The 20,666-nt window shown below is 70.9% G+C and carries 18 protein-coding genes; 7 read left to right on the forward strand and 11 right to left on the reverse strand.

Annotated elements, in window-relative coordinates; all coding sequences use genetic code 11:
- The first annotated feature begins 62 nt into the window (after nucleotides 1-62).
- Nucleotides 63-332: a hypothetical protein gene (locus F4553_RS15515; RefSeq protein ID WP_184836629.1), complete on the forward strand. Its 270-nt coding sequence runs from the start codon at nucleotides 63-65 to the stop codon at nucleotides 330-332.
- Nucleotides 333-344: 12 nt separating this feature from the next.
- Here the strand turns inward: F4553_RS15515 and F4553_RS15520 are convergent, their stop codons facing one another.
- The 3 genes from F4553_RS15520 to F4553_RS15530 form a co-directional block, all read right to left on the reverse strand.
- Complete coding sequence (locus tag F4553_RS15520; protein WP_184836631.1) at nucleotides 345-3,443, reverse strand: AfsR/SARP family transcriptional regulator; 3,099 nt, start codon at nucleotides 3,441-3,443, stop codon at nucleotides 345-347.
- 147 nt (nucleotides 3,444-3,590) lie between these two features.
- Nucleotides 3,591-5,210 (reverse strand): acetolactate synthase, encoded by a 1,620-nt coding sequence (locus F4553_RS15525; RefSeq protein WP_184836633.1) that lies wholly within the window; start codon nucleotides 5,208-5,210, stop codon nucleotides 3,591-3,593.
- A 181-nt stretch (nucleotides 5,211-5,391) separates the two neighbouring features.
- A complete protein-coding gene (locus F4553_RS15530; RefSeq protein ID WP_184836635.1) occupies nucleotides 5,392-6,165 on the reverse strand; it encodes an enoyl-CoA hydratase/isomerase family protein in 774 nt (257 codons plus the stop codon).
- 95 nt (nucleotides 6,166-6,260) lie between these two features.
- On the opposite strand from F4553_RS15530, the gene F4553_RS15535 reads away from it, so the two are divergent.
- From F4553_RS15535 to F4553_RS15545, 3 genes are all read left to right on the forward strand, one after another.
- Nucleotides 6,261-6,749, forward strand: coding sequence for a DUF6232 family protein (locus F4553_RS15535; RefSeq protein WP_184836637.1), 489 nt, complete (start codon nucleotides 6,261-6,263; stop codon nucleotides 6,747-6,749).
- 149 nt (nucleotides 6,750-6,898) lie between these two features.
- Nucleotides 6,899-7,402: a SigE family RNA polymerase sigma factor gene (locus tag F4553_RS15540; RefSeq protein ID WP_312875222.1), complete on the forward strand. Its 504-nt coding sequence runs from the start codon at nucleotides 6,899-6,901 to the stop codon at nucleotides 7,400-7,402.
- Nucleotides 7,395-8,135 carry a hypothetical protein gene (locus F4553_RS15545; RefSeq protein WP_184836641.1) on the forward strand — a complete coding sequence of 247 codons (741 nt, stop codon included), beginning with the start codon at nucleotides 7,395-7,397 and terminating at the stop codon, nucleotides 8,133-8,135. The genes F4553_RS15540 and F4553_RS15545 overlap by 8 nt, the downstream gene beginning before the upstream one ends.
- Before the next feature lie 3 nt (nucleotides 8,136-8,138).
- Here the strand turns inward: F4553_RS15545 and F4553_RS15550 are convergent, their stop codons facing one another.
- The 7 genes from F4553_RS15550 to F4553_RS15580 all read right to left on the reverse strand — a co-directional run bounded on the left by F4553_RS15550 (nucleotide 8,139) and on the right by F4553_RS15580 (nucleotide 15,561).
- Entirely contained in the window at nucleotides 8,139-8,516 is a 378-nt protein-coding gene (locus F4553_RS15550) for a YccF domain-containing protein (RefSeq protein WP_184836643.1), read from the reverse strand.
- 7 nt (nucleotides 8,517-8,523) lie between these two features.
- On the reverse strand, nucleotides 8,524-9,648 hold the full coding sequence (locus F4553_RS15555) for an acetate/propionate family kinase (protein ID WP_184836645.1): 1,125 nt from the start codon (nucleotides 9,646-9,648) through the stop codon (nucleotides 8,524-8,526).
- Nucleotides 9,645-11,726, reverse strand: a complete 2,082-nt coding sequence (gene pta, locus F4553_RS15560; protein ID WP_184836647.1) for a phosphate acetyltransferase — start codon at nucleotides 11,724-11,726, stop codon at nucleotides 9,645-9,647. The genes F4553_RS15555 and pta overlap by 4 nt, the downstream gene beginning before the upstream one ends.
- Nucleotides 11,727-11,735: 9 nt before the next feature.
- Nucleotides 11,736-12,671 (reverse strand): ribokinase, encoded by a 936-nt coding sequence (locus F4553_RS15565; RefSeq protein ID WP_184836650.1) that lies wholly within the window; start codon nucleotides 12,669-12,671, stop codon nucleotides 11,736-11,738.
- Entirely contained in the window at nucleotides 12,668-13,711 is a 1,044-nt protein-coding gene (locus F4553_RS15570; RefSeq protein WP_184836652.1) for a LacI family DNA-binding transcriptional regulator, read from the reverse strand. Before F4553_RS15570 ends, F4553_RS15565 begins: the two co-directional genes overlap by 4 nt.
- Nucleotides 13,712-13,954: 243 nt before the next feature.
- The gene (locus F4553_RS15575; RefSeq protein ID WP_184836654.1) at nucleotides 13,955-14,569 is read right to left on the reverse strand and encodes a ribonuclease FAU-1 family protein; all 615 of its coding nucleotides are present in this window, start codon (nucleotides 14,567-14,569) and stop codon (nucleotides 13,955-13,957) included.
- Between the two features lie 188 nt (nucleotides 14,570-14,757).
- Nucleotides 14,758-15,561, reverse strand: a complete 804-nt coding sequence (locus F4553_RS15580) for an ABC transporter ATP-binding protein (protein ID WP_184836656.1) — start codon at nucleotides 15,559-15,561, stop codon at nucleotides 14,758-14,760.
- A gap of 75 nt (nucleotides 15,562-15,636) precedes the next feature.
- On the opposite strand from F4553_RS15580, the gene F4553_RS15585 reads away from it, so the two are divergent.
- Together F4553_RS15585 and F4553_RS15590 are read left to right on the forward strand one after the other, a co-directional pair.
- Entirely contained in the window at nucleotides 15,637-16,638 is a 1,002-nt protein-coding gene (locus F4553_RS15585; RefSeq protein ID WP_184836658.1) for an ATP-binding cassette domain-containing protein, read from the forward strand.
- Nucleotides 16,635-17,639, forward strand: coding sequence for an ABC transporter permease subunit (locus tag F4553_RS15590; RefSeq protein ID WP_184836660.1), 1,005 nt, complete (start codon nucleotides 16,635-16,637; stop codon nucleotides 17,637-17,639). The genes F4553_RS15585 and F4553_RS15590 overlap by 4 nt, the downstream gene beginning before the upstream one ends.
- 108 nt (nucleotides 17,640-17,747) lie before the next feature.
- Here the strand turns inward: F4553_RS15590 and F4553_RS15595 are convergent, their stop codons facing one another.
- A complete protein-coding gene (locus F4553_RS15595) occupies nucleotides 17,748-18,923 on the reverse strand; it encodes an ROK family transcriptional regulator (protein ID WP_184836662.1) in 1,176 nt (391 codons plus the stop codon).
- A gap of 169 nt (nucleotides 18,924-19,092) precedes the next feature.
- On the opposite strand from F4553_RS15595, the gene F4553_RS15600 reads away from it, so the two are divergent.
- Nucleotides 19,093-20,592 carry a glycoside hydrolase family 3 protein gene (locus F4553_RS15600; protein WP_184836664.1) on the forward strand — a complete coding sequence of 500 codons (1,500 nt, stop codon included), beginning with the start codon at nucleotides 19,093-19,095 and terminating at the stop codon, nucleotides 20,590-20,592.
- The last annotated feature ends 74 nt before the right edge of the window (nucleotides 20,593-20,666 follow it).

The following is a 20,666-nucleotide window of genomic DNA, read 5'->3' on the forward strand; positions in this document are numbered from 1 at the left end:
GTGGTTCCGTCGTTCTGGCGACGGAAACCACACGAGATCTGAAGATTCTGACGGGGAGAGAAATGGCAAGCACGTTATTGCGGTGGTGCGGGGTCGTCGCCCTGCTGGTCGTCATCGGCGCAGGTGTCGACGTCATCCAGCACAACGAGCGCGTCCCGCCCGCAGTGCACTGCGACACCGGGAGAGCCTGCCCCGACGCGATCACCATGCCCCGGCAGGAGAGCTTCGCGGCCAACACGCTCGCTCCGCTCGGCATTGCGACCGGGCTGATCACCATCGGATTCCTCGCCGGCATGGCGGTTCAGCGCCGCCGCAGCCGGCCCGCCGCCTGACGATCGCCGGATCTAGCGGCCGATGTCACGGCCCGGCCGGTCGACGGTCGGGCCGTTGGCGAGCTCCTCGGCGGTCTTCATCGTGCAAGCCGATCCGCGCTCGAACGCCGCCGCGTAACGGTCGTCGCCGATCGCGGCCCTGGCCTGCGCCTCGATCCTGGCCCAGTCCATGCTGGAGAGGTCGATCATGCCCATGACCCCGGTGGACGCGCCCAGCATCACCGCCGCCTGCTCGGGATCGCCGCAGCGCACGGCGAGGTCGGCGTAACCGATCAGGACCAGCCCCACGATCGGTGCGTCGCCGGACTCGATCGCCAGCTCCAGTGCCCGCTCGTGGTGGCGCCGCGATTCGCCGAACTCACCCGCCGCACCGGCGACCATGGCGAGTCCATCGGCGAGCATCGCGAAATACTGCGGCGCCGCCGTCACCCCGTGCACCAGCTCGGCCGCGCGCTCCAGGTGCCGCTTCGACGCCGCGAGGTCGCCCTGGAGCCGGCAGAGCGTCGCCTTCGCGTGCTCGACACTCGATGTCGCCACCGGCATGCCGAGCCGATCGGCGACCCGGGACGCGGTCTCGATCTCCGCCGCCGCCTGGTCGTATGCGCCCTCCTGCCAGCGGGCCCAGGCCAGCCGCAGCCGCAGCTGCACCTGGTCCTCCTTGGTGCCGAGCGGCTCGATCAGCGCGATCGCCTCCCGGGCGTGCCGGGCCGCACCGGCCGCGTCGCCGCGTTGGGCGTCGAGGGTCGCCAGCGCGTCCAGGACCAGGCCCATCCCCCAGCGGTCGCCGAGCTCCCGGAACCCGGCGAGGGCGATCTCGAAGTCGATCACGGCACCCGCCGCGTCCAGGCCGAGGTTGAGCATCGCGTGCCCGTGAAACGCCCTGGTCACCGAGGCGACCCAGCGGTCCTCGTCGTCGAAGAACGGCTCGAACTCCGCCAGCGCCTCCGGCATACCCTCCACACCGGCGGTCATCAGCGCCCGCATCGGCGTGATCAGGCGCAGCATCGGGTGCACCACCGTGACGCCGCGGATCAGCTCCGATGCCTCGGTCAGCCACAGCTTCGCCTGATCGAAGTCGCCGAATGCGTCGACGGAGGCGACCGAGCCGTAGAGCGCGGTCTGCGCCCGCAGCCTCGGGTCCACCTCACCCGGCAGCGCCAGCACCGACCGCACCAGCTCGGCGGCCTCGCCGCGATAGCCGCGCAGCCACCAGTACCAGCCGATGTTGGCGATGAGCCGCATCGCGATGACGGTCTCCTCATGCGCGATCGCCCAGCGCAGCACCGCGTGCATGTTGTCGTGCTCGGTCTCGAAGACGGCGAGCCAGTCCAGCTGCTGCGGCGAGCGGAGCATCGGCTCGGCCCGCTCGGCCAGCTCCACGAAGTACGTCGCCCAGGCCAGCCGGGCCAGCCGCTCCGCGTCGTCAGGTGCCTCGGCGAGGCGCTCCAGGCCGTACTCCCGGATCGTCTCCAGCATCAGGTAGCGGTCGCCCTCCGAGCGGCACAGGCTCTTGTCCGCGAGCGCCGTGAGCAGGTCCAGGACATCGCGCCCGCAGACCGCCTCGGCCGCCTCGGCCGTGGCGCCGCCGGCGAAGAGCGCGAGCCGCTGCCAGACCGCGCGCTCGTCCACGCTGAGCAGGTCCCAGCTCCAGTCGATGACGGCGCGCAGGGTCTGGTGCCTCGGCAGCGCCGTCCGCACGCCGCCGCGCAGCAGCCGGAACCGGTCGTCGATGCGGGCCGCGAGCTGCGCCGGGGTCATCGTCCGCAGCCGGGCGGCGGCGAGTTCGATCGCGAGCGGCATGCCGTCGAGGGCCCGGCAGATCGCCACCACCTGCGGCCGGTTCGCGTCATCCACGACGAATCCCGGCAGCACCGCGCGGGCCCGCTCCGCCAGCAGGCGGACCGCCTCGGCGAGGTGCAGCGGCTCCACCGGCCACAGCATCTCGCCGTCGATGCCGAGCGGCTCCCGGCTGGTGGCGAGGATGCGCAGCTCCGGGCAGTCGCCGAGGAGCTGGTCGGCGAGGACCGCCACCGCCGCGATGAGGTGCTCGCAGTTGTCGAGCACGAGCAGCACGCGCTTGTGCCGCAGCGTCGCGACGAGGCGGTCCATCGGTTCGCGCAGCTCGTTGAGGAGCGGATCGGAACGCAGCTTCTGCTCGCGGGCGCCCATCACGCCGAGCACTGCCTGGGCCAGCTCCGCGCCCTCGGTCACGGGTGCCAGCTCGACCATCCAGACCCCGTCCGGGAACAGGTCCAGCGCCGCCCCCGCCGATTCGATCGCGAGCCGCGTCTTGCCCGAGCCTCCCGGGCCGATCAGCGTGGTGAGGCGCGCTCCGCCGATCAGCTCCCCCACCTTGAGCAGGTCGTCCTCGCGGCCGAGGAAGCTGGTGCGGGTCGCACGGAGGTTGGTGCGGACCGGTCCGGGTGCCGGGGCGAGCTCCTGCCGCAGGATCGCCAGGTGCAGCTCGGCGAGGCCCGGCGACGGATCGCCGCCGAGCTGATCGGCGACGAGCTCGCGGTAGCGGTCGAACGCGGCGAGTGCCTCCGCGTGCCGCCCCTGCCCGGCGAGCGCCCGCATCAGCAGGTGCACGGGCCGCTCCCGCAGCGGCTGCGCGACGACGAGTTCGTCGATCTCCGCCACGTCCACCCGACCGGCGGTGATCCGCTCGTCGAGCCGGTCCTCCACCGCGCCGAGGTGCAGCTCCGTCAGGCGCGCGACGGGCGCCCGGGCGAACTCGGCCTCCGCGACATCCGCGAGCGCCGGGCCGCGCCACAGCGCGAGCGCCCGGTCCAGGTCGCCTGCGGCGATCAGCCGCTCGAAGCGGTGGGCATCGACCGCGTCGGCCGGCACGGCGAGTCGATAGCCGGCCGACAACCCCTCGATGGGTACGCCACCCCGCCGCAACCGCGACACCAGCGCCTGCAACGCGTTGACCGCGTTGGCCGGTGGATCGTCCGCCCACACGGCGTCGACGAGGGCCGACTGCGTGACGACCCGTCCCGCGTCGAGGGCGAGCCGGATCAGCAGTGCCCGCAGCCGCGCCCCGCCGACGTCCACGACGCTGCCGTCATCGAGTCGGACCTGCAACGGCCCCAGCAGCGAGATCTCCACCCGCCCATTCTGCCCCGCCCCACCTAACCCATTCCCGCCCCGCCGCCGTCCCAGGCCGACAAGCCCCACGCTCAGCGTCACGTTGTGCAGCAAAGCGTGGCTATTTCGTTCCGCGAAGCCACGCTTTGCTGCACAACGTGACCGGGGTCAGGCGAGGTTGGCGGAGCGGGGGTACGCGTCAGCCGGGTCCGTCACCACGTTGACCAGGTAGGGAACGCCGGAGTCGAACGCCCGCTTCAGGGCGCCGCCGAGCTGGTCGGCCTGGCGTACCGTCTCGCCGGCACCGCCCATCGCGATCACGACATCGTCGTAGCGCAGTTCGGGCTGGAGGTCGGCGGCGACGTCGTAGCCGTACATCGCCTGCATCGGGTGCTTCTCCAGACCCCAGATGCCGTTGTTGCCGACGACGATGACGACGGGCAGCTGCTGGCGTACCAGTGACTCGACATCCATCAGCGAGAAACCGGCCGCGCCGTCGCCCATGAGTACGCAGATCTGCCGGTCGGGATAGGTCACCCTGGCCCCCATCGCGTAGCCCATGCCGGTGCCGAGGCAGCCGTAGGGGCCCGGGTCCAGCCACGTGCCGGGCTGCGCCGGCTCCAGATAGCGCCCGGCGTAGGAGACGAAGTCGCCGCCGTCGCCGATCGTCACCGCGTCGGGTGCGAGCACCTTGCGCAGCTCGCCGTAGACCCGGGCCGGCTTGATCAGGTCGGACTCGACGGTCATCTCGGCAGCGTGCTTCACGGCCGCAGCGTTCTCGGCATCGCGCAGGGTGGCCACCCAGTCGGTGTGGTCGACTCGATCTCCCGCGTGCTCGGCGAGCCCGGTCAGGATGAGCCGCAGGTCACCGGCGCAGCCGACCGCATCCTCCACGTGGGCGGCGAGCTGGCTCGGCGCGTCGACGAGGTGCACGACCTTGGCGGAGCCGAAGTCGCCGAAGCCGAGGCGGAAGTCGAGCGGGGTGCCGATGACGACGACGACATCGGCACCGTTGAGGGCGATCCGCCGCGATTTGCTGAAGGCGAGCGGATGGGTCGGCGGCAGGGCGCCCCGGCCCATGCCGTTGGTGAAGACGGGGCAGGTCAGCGCCTCGGCGGCAGCACGGAGTTCGGTGACGGCGCCGCCCGCGTACACATCCGATCCGGCGATGATGACCGGGTGCTGGGCGCCGGCGATGAGCGCGGCCACCCGCGCGACCTGGTCGGGGTCTGGTGTGAGGACCGGAACGTCGGGGGCGATGATCTCCGCCTCGCCGAAGCCGAAGATGACCTCCAGCGGCAGGTCCACGAAGGACGGGCCCCGGTGGGTGGCGAGCGACGCGGCCAGCGCGGCACGGATGACCTGCGGGATCTCGTCAGTGGCGGTGACGGTGGCGGCGTGCTTGGTGATGGACCGCACGATCGGCAGGTGGTCGATCTCCTGCAGGCTGCCGGAGCCCCAGCGGAACTGCGGCGCCCGGCCGCCGAGGACGAGCACGGGCGCGGCGTTGAAGAACGCGCTGGTCAGGCCGGAGATGCCGTTGGTGACGCCGGGTCCGGCGGTGAGGGCGGCGACGCCCGGTCGGCGCTGGAGCTTGGCGACGGCCTCGGCGGCGAAGACCGCGGTCTGCTCGTGCCGCACGTCGTAGAGCGGGAATCCGGCCTCGTGCGCCGCGTCATAGAGCGGGAAGATATGGCCTCCGGAGAGGGTGAACAGCTCCTCGACACCGGCCGCTCGCAGCGCGGCCAGCGCCAAGGCGCCTCCGTGACCTTCGATCTTCTGACTCATGCGTCACTCCCATATCGCCCACAGTGTTGATGGGACATTACCGCGCCCCCCAGAAAACATGAAGAGCTTTCGCCTTGTGTCGACCGTGATGAGCCCACAGAAAAGCCGCAACTCTTCAAGAGTTGGTCTTAAGGCCTGGCGGCCTGAAGCACCAACTCTTGAAGAGTTGCGGCTTTGACGGTCAGCGGCCGGTGAACTTGGCGGGGCGCTTCTCGACGAAGGCGGCCATGCCCTCGGCCCTGTCGTCAGTGGCGAAGAGCGCTGCGAAGAGCTGGGACTCCCAGGCGAGCCCGCCCGCGAGGTCCCGGTCGAGCCCGCCGTCGATCGCCTGCTTGGCGAGCGCGATCGCGTGGGCCGGACCGTCGACGAAGCCAGCGACGAGCTCGACGGCGGTGGCGTAGACATCGGCGGCCGGGACCACCCGGTCCGCGAGCCCGATCCGCAGCGCCTCGGCCGCGTCGACCATGCGACCGGTCAGGATGATGTCCTTCGCCCGCGCCGGGCCGACCAGGCGGGCGAGCCGCTGGGTGCCGCCCGCGCCGGGGATGACGCCGAGCTTGATCTCCGGCTGGCCGAGCTTGGCGTCGTCGGCGACGACCCGCCAGTCGCAGGCGAGGGCGAGCTCGCAGCCGCCGCCGAGCGCATAGCCGGTGATCGCCGCGACCACGGGCTTCGGAATTCGGGCGATCGCGTCGAACGCGCTGCTCAGCGCACCGGCCCGGCGAGCCATGTCGACATAGGACATGCCGGCCATCTCCTTGATGTCCGCACCCGCCGCGAAGACCTTCTCGCCACCGAAGACGACGACGGCGCGGACGGAGTCGTCGGCGCAGATCTCGGCGGCCGCTGCGCGCAGGCCCTCCTGGATCTCGATGTTGAGCGCGTTCATCGGCGGCCGCTCCAGCCTGATCGTGCCGATGCCACCATCCACCGTGAGCTTGACCAGGTCAGTCATCGCGTCTCCGTCTCCTATCGACTTAATCATCGTTCAGGTGTCAGACTAGCGCCGCATGGGCGGATCCCCTACCGTGGGCCTCATGGAGGCCGGCCATGATCGTCTATTATCGCGATAGGCATGTGGAGATCACCTCCGAGACGCTGCGCCTCGGAGACGCCGCCTTCCGCCTGCCGGACCTCGACTACGTCTGGCACGCCGAGGGCGAGCGCGACAAGGCGATCCGTCGGCGTCCGCTCCGGCGCGTCGCCGTCGCCATCGCCCTCGCGATGGGCGGCCTGCTGATCGCGATCGGGCTCATCTACCTGCTCGCCCTGGTGATCGGCGAGGGCGCGACGGTCGGGCGGGTGCTGCTCCCCCTCGCCGTGGTCGTCGTCCTGATCGGCTTCGCCGGTCCGCTCGTCGACAAAGGCATGAACGTCATCGACGAGAGTCACGACCGGGGCAGCCGGGTGCACGAGATCTGGGCGACGATCGGCGGCGCCGAGCAACTGCTGCTGCGGGTCACCGACGCGCAACGGTTCGGCCAGATCTACCGGGCGCTGCAGCGCGCCATCGAAAACCACAGTAGTCGCACCCGGTAGCGCATCCGCCGATCGGCGGCCGGCAAGCGCACGGCGCCGCCGTGCGCGCTCTTTGCACACACGGTGACGGGCAACGCCGCCAGCGGCCGATCGGTGGACGCTCTTAGGTAGGATCACCCTCCCGACCGACCGACAGTGGAGTGACCCAGGTGGCCGAGAACCGCGACTTCGCGGAGTTCTACGCGGCCACCTTCCATCGACTCACCAGCCAGCTCTTCGTCCACACCGGCGATCTCGCCGAGGCGCAGGACGTCGTGCAGGAGGCGATGGTGCGGGCGCTGTCGCGGTGGTCCGCGGTGAGCACCTTCGAGGATCCCGCCGCCTGGTGCCGCCGGGTCGCCTGGAACCTCGCCACGAGCCGGTGGCGGCGCCTGCGCCGGGGAGTGGAGCTCGCCACGACCGGGCGGCACGAGGAGACGACCCCCGGCCCGGAGCCCGACCGCCTCGCCGTCGTCGGGCTGCTCGCCCACCTGCCGACCCGCCAGCGCCAGGCGATCATCCTGCACTACCTGGAGGATCTGCCGGTCACGGAGATCGCCGAGCTGACGGGCGCCGCCGAGGGCACGGTCAAGTCCTGGCTGCACCGCGGCCGAGCTACGCTCGCGGCACGCCTTGCAGATCAGGACAGGCGACGGGAGGTGGATCATGTCTGAGCCGGACCCGATCCGCTCCGCCCTCGACGAAGCCCGGGCGGCGGTCGCCCCGCTGATCCAGGCCCCCGGGGTCGCCGCGGCGAGATCGACCCTCCGCCGCCGCCACGCTCGCCGCGCCGCCGTGCTCGCCACCTTCGTCGTGGTCGGGCTGGGGCTCGCCGCCTTCGCCTTCTCGGCGCCACCGTCGCCCACGGTGCCGGGCACCGAGTGGAGCGCCGGGCCGACCCCGACCCCGACCGCGTCGCTCGTCGTGGATGCCACGCCCACGCCCACACCACCGGCGACCAGTGCTGCGCCGCCGGGTGCGCCGGACGGCGGCGGCGCCTCGCCGACCTGCTACAACAAGATCATGCCGAAGGTCGAGAACGCCTCCCTCGCCAACGGCAACCGGGTGCGCTTCTATCTCACCAAACCGGCGGGGATGTCGTTCTGTCCCGGCCTGCGCATCGTCGTCTCCTGGGCCAGCTTCCGCTATGTCAACGACGGCGAGCAGTTCCACGACGGCGGATCGGGGATGGAGCTGACCTCGGCGAGGCCGAGCATCACCTCCACGGTGAGCTGGTTCGCCCCCGCCTGCCACGGCGACGTCTATTACTGGGGCGGCCAGAGCGGCGTCAAGTTCACCATCCCGGCCGGTCAGCACCTGTCCATGTCGGCGTGGAACGCGAGCAGGCGCTCCGGCCTGCTCGCGAAGAAGCTCACGACCAACGTCTGCCCGACTCCGATCGGCTGAGACCTAGTCGATGTCGACGATCTCCTGGCCCAGCGGCCAGAGCGAGACCGGCACCAGCTTGAAGTTGGCGATGCCGAACGGGATGCCGATGATCGTGATGCACTGCGCGACCCCGGTGACGATGTGCCCGAGGGCGAGCCACCAGCCGGCCACGATCACCCAGATCACGTTGCCGACGGTCGACCCCGCGCCGGAGCTCGGCTTGCGGACGATCTGCCGCCCGAACGGCCACAGCGAGTAGGCGGCGATCCGGAACGACGCGATCCCGAACGGGATGGTGACGATCAGGATGCAGCAGATGATCCCGGCGATGCCATAGCCGATGGCGAGCAGGAAACCGCTGCCGAAGATGAACCACAGGATGTTGAGGATCGTTCGCATACCTCGATCATCCCCTATCGAGGCAAGCCAGGGACTGAGTGGCGATCTCCAGCTCCTCCTCGGTCGGGATCACGCAGACCGCGACCTCGGCTCCCGGCGGCGAGATGATCCGCTCGCCGCGCTCGGCCGCGTCGTTGGCGGCGGGGTCGACGGTGATGCCGAGCCGGCCGAGACCGGCGAGCGCCGCCGCCCGCACCGGTGCCGAATTCTCCCCCACCCCGGCGGTGAAGGTGATCGCGTCGACCCGGCCGAGCTGGGCGTAGTAGGCGCCCACGGTCGACTTGATCCGCTGGCAGTAGACCTCGAAGGCGAGCATCGCCGCCGGGTCACCCGCCTCGCATCGGGCGATCACCTCGCGCATGTCGTTGGCGCCGCTGAGCCCGAGCAGGCCGCTGCGCTTGTTGAGCAGGTCGTCGACCTCGTCCAGCGTCATCCCGGCCACCCGGACCAGGTGGAACACGATCGAGGGGTCGATGTCGCCGCTGCGGGTGCCCATCACGAGCCCGGGAAGCGGCGAGAGCCCCATCGAGGTGGCGACGCTGCGACCGCCGGTCACGGCACAGGCCGAGGCGCCGTTGCCGAGATGCAGGGTGATCACGTTCAGGTCCGCGGCCGGTCGCCCCACCACCTCGCCGGTACGCCGGGCGACGTAAGCATGCGATGTCCCGTGAAACCCGTAGCGGTGGATGCCGAACTCCTCGGCGACCGCCGCATCGATGGCGTAGGTGGCGGCGAAGTCCGGCAGGGTCCGGTGGAAGGCCGTGTCGAAGATCGCCACCTGCGGCACCCCCGGCAGCAGCTCCCGGGCGACCTCGATGCCGGCGAGGTTGGCCGGATTGTGCAGCGGTGCCAGCGGGGTCAGCGCGCGCACCGCCGCGATCACGTCGTCGTCGATCAACGTGGGCTCGCTGAACCGCTTCCCCCCGTGGACCACCCGGTGACCGACTGCCGTGAGCTGCCCGAGGTCGAGGGTGGACATCACGTGGCGAAGGGCCGCGGCATGGTCGGTGACCTCGGACCCGGCCTCGCCGATCTTCTCCACCAGCCCCGACGCGACCGTCCGCTCGCCGCTGAAGAGGCGGTACTTCACGGAGGAGGAGCCGCAGTTGAGGACGAGTACGCGGGCGGTCACGACGCGGCCGCCTGGATCGCGGTGATCGCGACGGTGGAGACGATGTCGCGCACGGTGGCTCCCCGGGAGAGGTCGTTGACGGGTTTGCGCAGGCCCTGCATGACGGGGCCGATCGCGACCGCCCCCGCCGACCGCTGCACCGCCTTGTAGGTGTTGTTGCCCGTGTTGAGATCCGGGAAGATCAGCACCGTCGCGTGCCCGGCGACCACGCTGCCCGGCAGCTTCGTCGCGGCGACATCGGGGTCGACCGCCGCGTCGTACTGGATCGGTCCCTCGACCGGCAGGTCAGGCCGCCGCTCCCGGACCAGCTTCGTCGCGGCGGCGACCTTGTCGACATCGGCTCCGGCCCCGGACCCGCCGGTGGAGTAGGAGAGCATCGCGACCCGCGGCTCCACGCCGAAGCGGGCCGCCGTCTCGGCCGACGAGATGGCGATGTCGGCGAGCTGCTCCGGGTCGGGGTCCGGGTTGATCGCGCAGTCGCCGTAGACGAGCACCCGGTCGGCGAGGCACATGAAGAAGACGCTGGAGGCGATCGAGACGCCCGGCGCGGTCTTGATGATCTCGAAGGCGGGCCGGATCGTGTCGGCGGTCGGGTGCACGCAGCCGGAGACCATCGCGTCGGCCCGGCCACTGTGGACCATCAGCGTGCCGAAGTAGTTGACGTCGCCGACCGTGTCGAAGGCCGCGTCGAGCGTGACGCCCCGGTGCGAGCGCAGCTTGGCATAGGTCGCCGCGAACTCGCGCCGCCACGACGACGAGGTCGGGTCGACGAGCTTCGCGTCGGCGAGGTCGAGTCCCAGGTCACGGATGCGTTCGGCGATCACCTCGACCGGGCCGAGCAGGGTCAGCTCGCAGACGCCGCGCCGCAGGAGCTGGTCGGCGGCGCGCAGCACCCGCTCCTCGGTCCCCTCCGGCAGCACGATGTGGCGCAGCTCGCCCCGGGCCCGCTCGATCAGTTCGTATTCGAACATCAGCGGCGTGATCCGGTCCGAGCGCGTCACGTCGAGGCGTGCGGTCAGCTCAGGAACGTCCACGTTGGACTCGAAGGCGTTGAGGGCCGCGTCGACCTTGCGCGGGCTGTCGGCCGTCAGCTGGCCCTCCAGGCCGGTCAGCGCGGCCACCGTGTCATAGCTGTCGGTCTCCACCGAGAGCACGGTCAGCTCCGCCCGGAAGCGGCCCAGCAGCTCGACGACGCGCGGATCGGGCTCGATCCCCAGCGTCAGCACGAGACCGGCGATCGAGGCGAGCCCCGACGAGTGCGCGGCCATCGACGCGACGATGAGGTCGGCCCGGTCCCCCGGCGTGACCACCAGGCAACCGTCGGAGATGTGGTCCAGGAAGTTGGGCACCATCGCCGCACCGACCACCGCGTTGAGCACGTCGCGGTCCAGCGCCTTCGGCGAGGAGCCGAGCAGCGGGCGGGCCCCCAGCGCCGCGGCCACCTCACCCACCGTCGGGGCCGAAACCGAGAGCACGAGGGGTACGCCGTACACCGGCGTCGACTCGACGAACGCGGGGACGGAGGCCCGCTGCTCGTCCGAGACCCGGTTCGCGATGATCGCGACGATCGGGTGGTCCCCCACGCTCTGGTAGGCCGAGCGGATCGCCGACTCCAGATCGGTCGAGCCCTGCCCGTCGACGATCGGCAGCACCGGTGCGCCGAGGTCGCCCGCGAGCCGCAGGTTGAAGGCGAGCTCGTCGGCGAAGGAGGTCTCGTGCCGCTCGCCCATCCGCCCGCCGTCGGCCTCGCCGAAGTCGGTCCCGATCACCACGACCGCGTCGCAGTGCCGCTCGATCTCGTGGAACCGCTCGACCACGGACTGCACGAGCTGCTCGGTGCGGCCCCGGGCGACGAGCTCCCACGCCTCGGCGTAGCGCAGTGCCGTCCCGGCCGCCTCCGGTGCGATGCCATAACGCTGCCGCAGCAGCTCGACGATGGGATCGACGGGTCCCCGGCTGAACGGGCGGAAGACCCCGACCCGGCGAACCCGCCGGGAGAAGAGCTCCGCCACGCCCAGCGCGATGGTCGACTTGCCGCCGCCTGCCTCCAGGCCGGTGAGGTAAACGCTGCGTGCCACGCACTCAGCCTAGTGGGCGGCGAGCCCGTCGATCTCCGCAAACGTCGCCAGCGAGCCGCCCGCACCCGCCCGGGTCACGCAGATGGCACCGGCGGCGCAGGCCCAGCTCAGCGCCGGGCCGATCTGCTTGCCCATGCTCAGCGCCACGGCGAGCGCGCCGACGAAGGCGTCACCGGCGGCCGTGGTGTCGACCGCCTCCACCCGGGGCGTCGGCACGTGCAGCCAGCCGCCCTTCTGATCGGTGTAGTAGGCACCGTCGGCACCGGCGGTGAGGACGACCTTCGGCACGAGCCGGCGCATCTCCTCCAGCAGGCCGTAGGCGAGCATCCCCCGGGCACTCGCGCTGGGGCTGCGGCGAGAGCTGCTGTCCGCGTACCCCAGGAGGATCTCGGCTTCGAGCGTGTTGACGATGAGCATGTCGGTGACGGCGAGCAGTTCGGCCGGGAGCGACTGGGCCGGTGCTGCGTTGAGCAGCACCTGGACCCCGGCGGCACGGGCGACGGTCGCGGCCTCGATCACCGTCGCGAGCGGGATCTCCAGCTGGAGCAGGAGCACTCCGGCGCTCGCGATCGCCGAGCGGTCCTCCTCGGTCAGCTCGGTGAAGTGCGCGTTGGCGCCGGGCGCGACGACGATCGAGTTCTCGCCGTCGTCGTCGACCGCGATCAGCGCGACCCCGCTGGGGCCGGGCACGATCCGCAGCAGCGACAGGTCGACACCCGCCTCGGCGAGGTTGGCCCGGAGCTGGTCGGCGAAGGGGTCGTCGCCGACCGCGCCGAGGAAGAGCGCATCCGCACCGGCCCGGGCGGCGGCGATCGCCTGGTTGGCGCCCTTGCCGCCCGGCACGGTGCTGAAGCGGTGCCCGAGCACGGTCTCGCCGGGGCGGGGCAGCGCCGGGGTGGTGGCAACGAGGTCGAGGTTGGTGCTCCCGACTACGACGATCTTCATAGGTCTCCGTTGGGCACCGTGGTGTCGCGCACGGCGAGGAAGGGCACGATCGACTCGTGCCGGGGCGGCAGGTCCGGCGTCTCCAACCGGTCCAGCAGCATCCTCGCAGCCATCCGCCCCCGCTCGCCACCGCCGAGGTCGACGCTGGTCAGCCGGGGGAAGGTCAGCTCGGCGAGCGCCGTGTTGTCCATCCCGATGATCGCCACCTCGGTCGGCACCCTGATGCCCGAGGCGAGCAGCGCGTGCAGGGTCCCGGCGGCGATGAGGTCGTTGCCGCAGAGGATCGCGTCGGGGCGCACCCGGTCGAGCAGCCGACGCGTACCGTCGAGCCCGGCGGCGAAGGTGAAGTCGCCGTTCTCGATGAGGTCGTCGTCGACCGCGAGCCCGGCCGCCGCGACCGACGAGCGGTAGGCGACATCGCGCACCGAACCCGGAATCGTGTCGAGCGGCCCGTTGACGAAGGCGATCCGCCGCCGCCCCGACTGGACGAAGTGCTCGATCGCGAGCTGCACACCGGCGGTGTTGTCCGCCCACACGTTGTCCACCGGCACATCGCCGAGCAGCTGCCCGGTGACGACGACGGGTACCGCCACCTGCGACAGAATCGCGTGGTGCGCCTCGGTCACCTTGATCGTGGAGAGGATGAGCCCGTCCACGTATCGGCGGGCGAGCCCGCGCAGCAGCTCCACCTCACCGGCGGCGTCGCCCTTGGTGGCGTGCAGCAGCAGCTGGCGGCCGGAGTCGGAGATGACCCGCTCGGCCTGGCGGACCATCTGGATGAAGATCGGGTTGCCGATGTCGGGCACGGCGATGCCGATCAGCCCGGTCCGCTGCGCCTGCAGCGATCGGGCGATGGCGTTGGGCACATAGCCCACCCGCTCGGCCGCCGAACGGACGCGAGCGGAGAGCTCCGGTGAGCCCCCGAGTCCATTGAGGACGCGTGAGGCAGACGCGATCGAGACGCCGGCGATGTCGGCGACTGTGCGAACGGTGACGCGACCGCCATGGTCGTGTCCGAGTCGGAAACGTTTACGCCCCATCAGGGAATCCTCCGTGTCCGCGTGAACGTTCCCGTGACTATTCATTCCCGACCCGGCACCCGCACACCGGCCGAACGGTCAATCTTCGCCAGTCATCCATACTTGTCACATTCCACGCCGCGGCGCCCGACGCCAAGATCGCCGCAACTCTTCAAGAGTTGGTCCTATCGGACCGTCACGTTGTGCAGCAGAGCGTGGCCTCGCTTCGCGAGAAGGCCACGCTCTGCTGCACGACGTCACCGGTCAGCGGGTGGTCCAGGGGATGTCGGCCCAGGCGGCGGGGAGGGTCGGGACGGACCAGGCAGGGTCGGGCCGCCAGTCCTTCCAGCCCTCGTCCCACCAGCGCTCGCCCGCGTCGAGCAGCCCGGCGATGCGGTCGCCCTCGGCCTGGATCTCCGCCATCCGGCCCGGGTAGCGATCGGGGCCGGTCGCGGCGAACTTGTCGACGTCCTTCCACTCCCAGGTCGGCTCGCCCGCGGCCCACCACAGGTCCAGCTCGTGGTCGAGGGTGTCGAAACCCAGCTCGGTACGCCGGGGCGCGTCCTGCAGGTTGAAATACCATCCCGCCCATTCCCGCTGGTCACCGTGCCAGAAGATGAAGATCGCGTGATCGACACCGGGGAAGTGCAGGTGCAGCGCTCCGTGACCGGACCACCGGGTGTGCCCGGCCCCCTCCCACGGGTGGCGGCCGACCGGGAAGGAACCGTGCTGCGGGAAACCGAACTCGGCCCCGCCGGGCAGGTAGGTCACGATCAGGTCGTCCGTGTCCTGCACGCAGATGTGCGGTGCGGCGAACCACACCTCGCCGCGCATGATCTCCCGCCGGATCACCGTCTCGCCGCGCTCGAACCGCCGCATTCGCCGACCTCCTGTGCCTTCTCACCGATGTGCTCACGTCCGCGGTGAACCTATCCGGACAGCGGAACCGCCGGGGTCCCGTCCGGTCCAGCATCCAAGATCCCGATCGAGTTCTCCTGGAGCGACGTCGGCTCAGGCAGCGCGGCCCACTCCGGCGGCGCGGACCGGATCAGGCAGCGCAGACAGGATCAGGCGGCGCGGGCGGCGAAGCGGCCGCTGTCGTAGGTGACCCGCAGCGGCAGGCCGAAGGTCGCGGTGAGGTGCTCGCTCGTGATCGTGTCGCCGAGCAGCCCGGCCGCGACCACGCCGCCGTCGCGGAGCAGCAGCGCGTGGCTGAAGCCCGGCGGGATCTCCTCCACGTGGTGGGTGACGAGCACGAGGGCCGGTGCGTCGGGGTCCTCGGCGAGCGCGCTGAGCCGCTGCACCAGGTCCTCCCGGCCGCCCAGGTCCAGCCCGGCGGCCGGCTCGTCGAGCAGCAGCAACTCGGGGTCGGTCATCAGCGCGCGGGCGATCTGGACGCGCTTGCGCTCGCCCTCCGACAACGTGCCGTAGGTGCGCTCGGCGAGCCCGGCGACACCGAACTGCTCCAGCAGCGCGTCGGCCCGGGCGAGGTCGTGCACGTCGTACTCCTCGCGGAAGCGCCCGACCACCGACCAGGCCGCGGTGACGACGACATCGCGGACCGACTCCTCGCCGGGGATCCGGTCGTGCAGCGCGACGGTGGACAGGCCCACCCGGGTCCGCAGCTCGTGCATGTCGGTGCGGCCGAGGCGCTCGCCGAGCACGTGCATGGTGCCGGAGGTCGGGTGCGTCCGTGCGGCCGCGATATTGAGCAGCGTGGTCTTCCCCGCGCCGTTCGGACCGAGTACCACCCACCGTTCGTCTAGTTCTACCCGCCACGAGACGTCCCGGAGCAGCGTCTTTCCGCTGCGCAGGACGCTGATCGCATCGGCATCGATCACCAGGTCAGCACGGTCATCCAGGTCGGCCACCCGCCAATGAAATCATGAAGTGCTTCACCTACCGGGCGCCCCCCACGTGAGGGTCGTGTCGCTTACCTTCGCGATGTGACAGTCGTCATTGAGATTTCCGGGCTGCGCAAGACCTTCAGCAGCCTGCGCCGTGGCCGGCAGACCGCCCTCGACGGCTTCGACATGGCCGTCGAGGCCGGGCAGGTGCACGGCTTCCTCGGGCCCAACGGCTCCGGCAAGACCACCACCCTGCGTACGCTGTTGGGGCTGGTCAGCGCCGACGAAGGCGAGATGCGCATCCTCGGCAAACCCTCCGACGAGTACGCCGAGGTGGCCCACCGGGTCGGCGCGATCGTCGAGAGCCCCGCCTTCTTCGGCAACTTCACCGGTCGGCGGACCCTGCGACTGCTCGCGACCGCGGGCGGGGTGCCACCGAAGATGGTCGACTCGGCACTGGAACAGGTAGGCCTGCGCGATCGGGCCGACGACCGGGTCAAGACCTACTCGCTGGGCATGAAGCAGCGGCTCGCCGTGGCATCCGCCCTGCTCAAGTCGCCCGAGCTGCTGATCCTGGACGAGCCGGCCAACGGGCTCGACCCGGCCGGGATCCACGAGATGCGCACGCTCGTGAGCGGTCTCGCCGCGAGCGGTGTGACGGTGCTCATATCCAGCCACATCCTCGCCGAGATCGAACTGATCTGCGACACCGTGACGATCGTCTCGCGCGGGCGCAGGGTGGTCGCCGGTCCGGTGGCGGAGGTGCTGGCGAGCCACGCCAAGGGCGAGTTCCGGGTCGGCGCGGCCGACCTGCCCCGCACGATCGACCTGCTCACGGCGGTCGGCGGCAGCATCGTGGCGGGCGAGGGACACATCGTCGTCGGCGGCATCGCCGACCCGGCCCGGATCAGCGAGGTGCTCGGCAAGGCCGGGATCTGGGTCACCGAGCTCACGCCGATCACCCCCGACCTGGAGAGCGTCTTCCTCGACCTCACCGGCACCCGCCCGACGCCCGGCGTCACCCGCCAGGTCAACGACCCGCCCGGCACCGGGCAGGTCATCGACATCAGCGACGAGACCACCACCGGGGAGTCCGCGTGAACCTCATCAAGGCCGAGCTGAGCCGCCTCGCCTCGCGGCGGTTCGTGCAGATCCTCACCGCGCTGCTCTTCGTCGTCTTCGCGATCACCACCGCCGTGACCGTCGCCAGCACCCACCAGCCCACCGCCTATGAGTGGCAGCAGGCTCAGGAGGGTGCGCGCCAGCAGCGCGAATACCTCACGACCTGGCAGAGCCAGTGCCTCGCGGCGCAGAAGCCCGAGACGCCGAACGAGATCCGCGAGCAGTTCCCGCAGGATCCCAACCGCTGCTACGTCGATGTCGACAAGATCAAGGTCGAGGACTTCCTCTACGACGCGCTCGTCTTCCGCCGGGTCATCTTCGTCCTGATCGGGTTCCTCGCCGCTTACCTGGCGCTGTTCGGCTTCCTCATCGGCGCCACCTTCATCGGCGCGGAGATGTCCAGCGGCGGGCTCACCAACCTGCTGCTGTGGCGACCGCAGCGATTGCGCGTCCTCGGCGCGAAGCTGGCGGTCCTGCTCGGCGCCGTCGGGGTCTTCTCGGTGCTGTTCACCCTGCTCTACGTGGGGACGTTCTGGACGCTCGGGCAGACCAACGGCTTCCCGGGCGTCATCGAGGACGGGTTCTGGGGCCGGCTGAGTCTGATGTGCCTGCGCGGGATCGCACTGGCGCTGATCGCCACCGCGATCTCCTTCTCCATCGCGGTGATCGGCCGGCACACCGCCGCGTCGCTGGGGGTGCTCACGGCGTACGCGGTGGTCTGGGAGGGGGGCGCCCGCATCGTCATGGAGGTGCTGAACACCCGCTCGCAGGACCCGTGGTTCCTCAGCAGCTACGTGATCGCCTGGATGGCCGAGAAGTACACCTACTACCGGGGATTCTGCGCCGACGACGGCTTCGGCGGCGGCAGCAGCTGCGACGGCGTGATCACCTGGCCAACCTCGCTGGCTGTCTTCGGGGTGATCCTGGCCGTCCTGGCGGGTGGGGCTTTCCTCCACTTCCGCCGCCGCGACATCGCCTGAATTTTAATGCTGGACACGCCGCGATAACTGCAACAAAGGTCAGGGTCGAGTTGACCCTGACCTTTGTTGCACGCCGGGCGGCGTGTCCAGCATTAAAATTCAGGGAGGTTACTCCACTGTGGAGCCGAAGACCTGGTCGCGGACCGCGTCGAGGCCCGTCAGCAGCGCTCCCCGCAGGACCGGCTCCGCCGCAGCGGCCGAGACGACCACCTTCGGCGAGACCGGGGTGATCGCCGCGACCTCGTGCTGGACGCGCTCGGCGAGCGGCGTGCCACCGGCCCAGCCGACCTCGCCGGCGAGCACGATCAGCGGCGGGTCGAGCACGACACCGACCGCGGCCACACCGAGCGCGAGCCGCCGGGCCAGCTCGTCCAGGACGGGACCGCCCTTGGTGCCCGCAGCGATGGCGGCCCGCACCGCGTCACCGGCGGTCGCGCCCTTGAACCCGTGCTCGCGGGCGACCTGGCGGACCGCGTCGGCACCGGCGATCTGCTGGAAGGCGCCCTTGCCGCGCTTGCTGACATCGCGGGGCAGCTCGGCACCGGGCACCGGCAGGTAGCCGATCTCACCCGCCGCTCCGGCCGAGCCCCGGTGCAGACGGCCGTTGAGCACGATGGCGAGGCCGACACCGCGGTCGACCCAGACGAGCACGAAGTCCTTGACGTCCTTGGCCGCGCCGTCGTGCGACTCGGCGAGCGCGGCGAGGTTGACGTCGTTCTCGAAGAAGACATCCGGGATGAGGTCCTCGCGCAGGGCGGCGAGCAGTCCCCGGTGCCAGCGGGGCAGGTCCCAGGCGAAGGCGATGTCACCGGTCGCGGGGTCGACGAGGCCCGGCGTACCGAGCACGATCCGCCGCAGATCGGCGAGGCTGGCACCGCCCTGGGCTGCGGCTTCGAGGACGGCGTTGTGCACCACGCCGACCGGGTCGTCGGTGTCGTGGGTGGAGTGTTCGGCGCGGCCGACGATCGCACCCGTGATGTCGGCGCAGACGGCGATAACATGGTCTGGCCCGACGTCAACGCCGACGACGAAGGCGCTCGATGGAGTCACGGCATAGAGCTGGGCGTTGGGCCCACGCCCACCGGCTTGCTCACCGACGCGCTGGACCAGCCCACGCTCCTCCAGCCGCTCGACGAGCTGCGATGCGGTGACCTTCGAGAGCCCGGTGCGCTCCCCCAGCTGCGAGCGGGTGAGCGGGCCGAACTCCAGCAGCAGTTCCAGGGCGGCACGGTCATTGAGCGCGCGCAGCAAACGCGGCGTTCCGGGCAGGCGAGCGGAAGACATTCATGTCCCCTAATATGTGTGTGGCACTGGTTTTTAGTAAAGTTTCTTATTAGATTGGTAATGCTTAACCACTGGCGGTAGCGTACGACCCCCGGGCATTTCGGGTAGTCCCCCTAACGCCGGACACGCGCTGACTTAAAGTGCAGGAACCCTTCTTGGGAGGATGCTCATGACGATCGACCCGGGCCTCCGCAGGCTGGCCCTCAGGACGCTGCTGGGCGCTTTCGGCGGCCGCACCGCGGACGGGGTCGCCATCGGCGCAGGCGTGGCCAACAGAGCCGCCCACACGGCGCCGGAATGGGCCGTCAATCTCGTCACCGACGGGCTCGCCGGTTACTGCCTCTTCGGTTACAACATCGACTCCCCCGATCAGGTGGCTCGATTGACCTCGCAGCTGCGGGCGGCGCGCCCCGACCTGCTGATCGCCACCGACGAGGAGGGCGGCGACGTCACCCGGCTCAGCCACGCGACGGGCAGCCCCTACCCGGGCAACGCCGCACTCGGCGCGATCGGCGACCTCGGCCTCACCCGCCGGGTCTACCAGGCGATCGGCCACGATCTGGTCCGCGTCGGCATCAACGTCAACCTCGCGCCGACGGTCGACGTCAACGTCGCGATAGACAACCCCATCATCGGTACGCGGTCCTTCGGCGACGACCCCGTCAAGGTCGCCGGTCATGCGGCCGCCGCCGTGGTGGGCCTGCAGTCGGCCGGTGTCGCGGCGTGCGCCAAGCACTTCCCCGGCCACGGCGCGACGATCGACGACTCGCATCACGGGTTGCCGACGGTCGACATCACCGAGGAGCTGCTCCGCTCCCGGGAGCTGCCGCCCTTCGCCGCCGTCGTCGCCGCCGACGCCAAGTCGATCATGACGGCGCACATCCGCGTACCGGCGCTGACGGGCGACGATCCCGCGACCTTCAGCCGCCGGATGCTTCTCGACGTGCTGCGCGACGAGTTCGGCTTCACCGGCGTGATCATGACCGATGCGCTGGAGATGGCGGGCGCGGCGGCCGCCGCGGGCGGCATCGCACCGGCCGCCGTGCGGGCGCTGCAGGCGGGCTCCGACCTGCTCTGCATCGGCTCGGACGTGGACGGCGCGCTGATCGAGCTGATCGCGGCCGAGATCGTTTCCGCGATCACCGACGGGCGGCTCGACCTGGCCCGGGTGGAGGACGCCGCCGCCCGCAACGCCGACCTGGCCGCGTGGACCAACGGCACGGTCGGCAAGGCGGTCGAGGAGGACCTCGGCTACGCCGCCGCAGCTCGCGCCATCCGGATCGAGGGGTCCGTCAAGGGCTTCGACTCGCCCCTGGTCGTGCAGCTCTCGGCGGGCCACAGCGTCGCCGAGGGACCGGTGCCGTGGGGCCTCAAGCCGCACACCAACGGCACCGCCTACGTGCACATCGCCTCCGACGAGACGAGTGCCGGCGCCCTCGTCGCCGAGGCGGCCGGCCGCCCGATCGTCATCGTCGGCCGACACACGCACCGCAGCACGGCCTCCCGCGAGCTCGTGGAGGAGCTGGCGGCGACGCACCCCACCGCGGTGGTCGAGATGGGCTGGCCGGCCTCCTGGCGGCCGGAGGGGGCGAAGGCGTTCGTCACGACATACGGCGCCAGCCACGCCAACGGTCACGCGGCCGCCAGCGCCCTGGGACTGACGCACTAGCCCGGACCAGCCGGCGGCAACGGGCGGGTCGCCACCGGCAGACACCGCAACTCTTCAAGAGGTGGTCCCGAACC

The organism is Allocatelliglobosispora scoriae, from assembly GCF_014204945.1.
GTDB classification, from domain to species: domain Bacteria; phylum Actinomycetota; class Actinomycetes; order Mycobacteriales; family Micromonosporaceae; genus Allocatelliglobosispora; species Allocatelliglobosispora scoriae.

What these genes read in the sequence shown, in the direction of transcription:
- F4553_RS15565 (WP_184836650.1), bottom strand. Translation starts at nt 12,671, where the DNA reads ATGAAGATCGTCGTAGTCGGGAGCACCAACCTCGACCTCGTTGCCACC.
- F4553_RS15545 (WP_184836641.1), top strand. Translation starts at nt 7,395, where the DNA reads ATGTCTGAGCCGGACCCGATCCGCTCCGCCCTCGACGAAGCCCGGGCG.
- F4553_RS15525 (WP_184836633.1), bottom strand. Translation starts at nt 5,210, where the DNA reads ATGAGTCAGAAGATCGAAGGTCACGGAGGCGCCTTGGCGCTGGCCGCG.
- F4553_RS15575 (WP_184836654.1), bottom strand. Translation starts at nt 14,569, where the DNA reads ATGCGGCGGTTCGAGCGCGGCGAGACGGTGATCCGGCGGGAGATCATG.
- F4553_RS15535 (WP_184836637.1), top strand. Translation starts at nt 6,261, where the DNA reads ATGATCGTCTATTATCGCGATAGGCATGTGGAGATCACCTCCGAGACG.
- F4553_RS15515 (WP_184836629.1), top strand. Translation starts at nt 63, where the DNA reads ATGGCAAGCACGTTATTGCGGTGGTGCGGGGTCGTCGCCCTGCTGGTC.
- F4553_RS15550 (WP_184836643.1), bottom strand. Translation starts at nt 8,516, where the DNA reads ATGCGAACGATCCTCAACATCCTGTGGTTCATCTTCGGCAGCGGTTTC.
- F4553_RS15570 (WP_184836652.1), bottom strand. Translation starts at nt 13,711, where the DNA reads ATGGGGCGTAAACGTTTCCGACTCGGACACGACCATGGCGGTCGCGTC.
- F4553_RS15600 (WP_184836664.1), top strand. Translation starts at nt 19,093, where the DNA reads ATGACGATCGACCCGGGCCTCCGCAGGCTGGCCCTCAGGACGCTGCTG.
- F4553_RS15530 (WP_184836635.1), bottom strand. Translation starts at nt 6,165, where the DNA reads ATGACTGACCTGGTCAAGCTCACGGTGGATGGTGGCATCGGCACGATC.
- F4553_RS15595 (WP_184836662.1), bottom strand. Translation starts at nt 18,923, where the DNA reads ATGTCTTCCGCTCGCCTGCCCGGAACGCCGCGTTTGCTGCGCGCGCTC.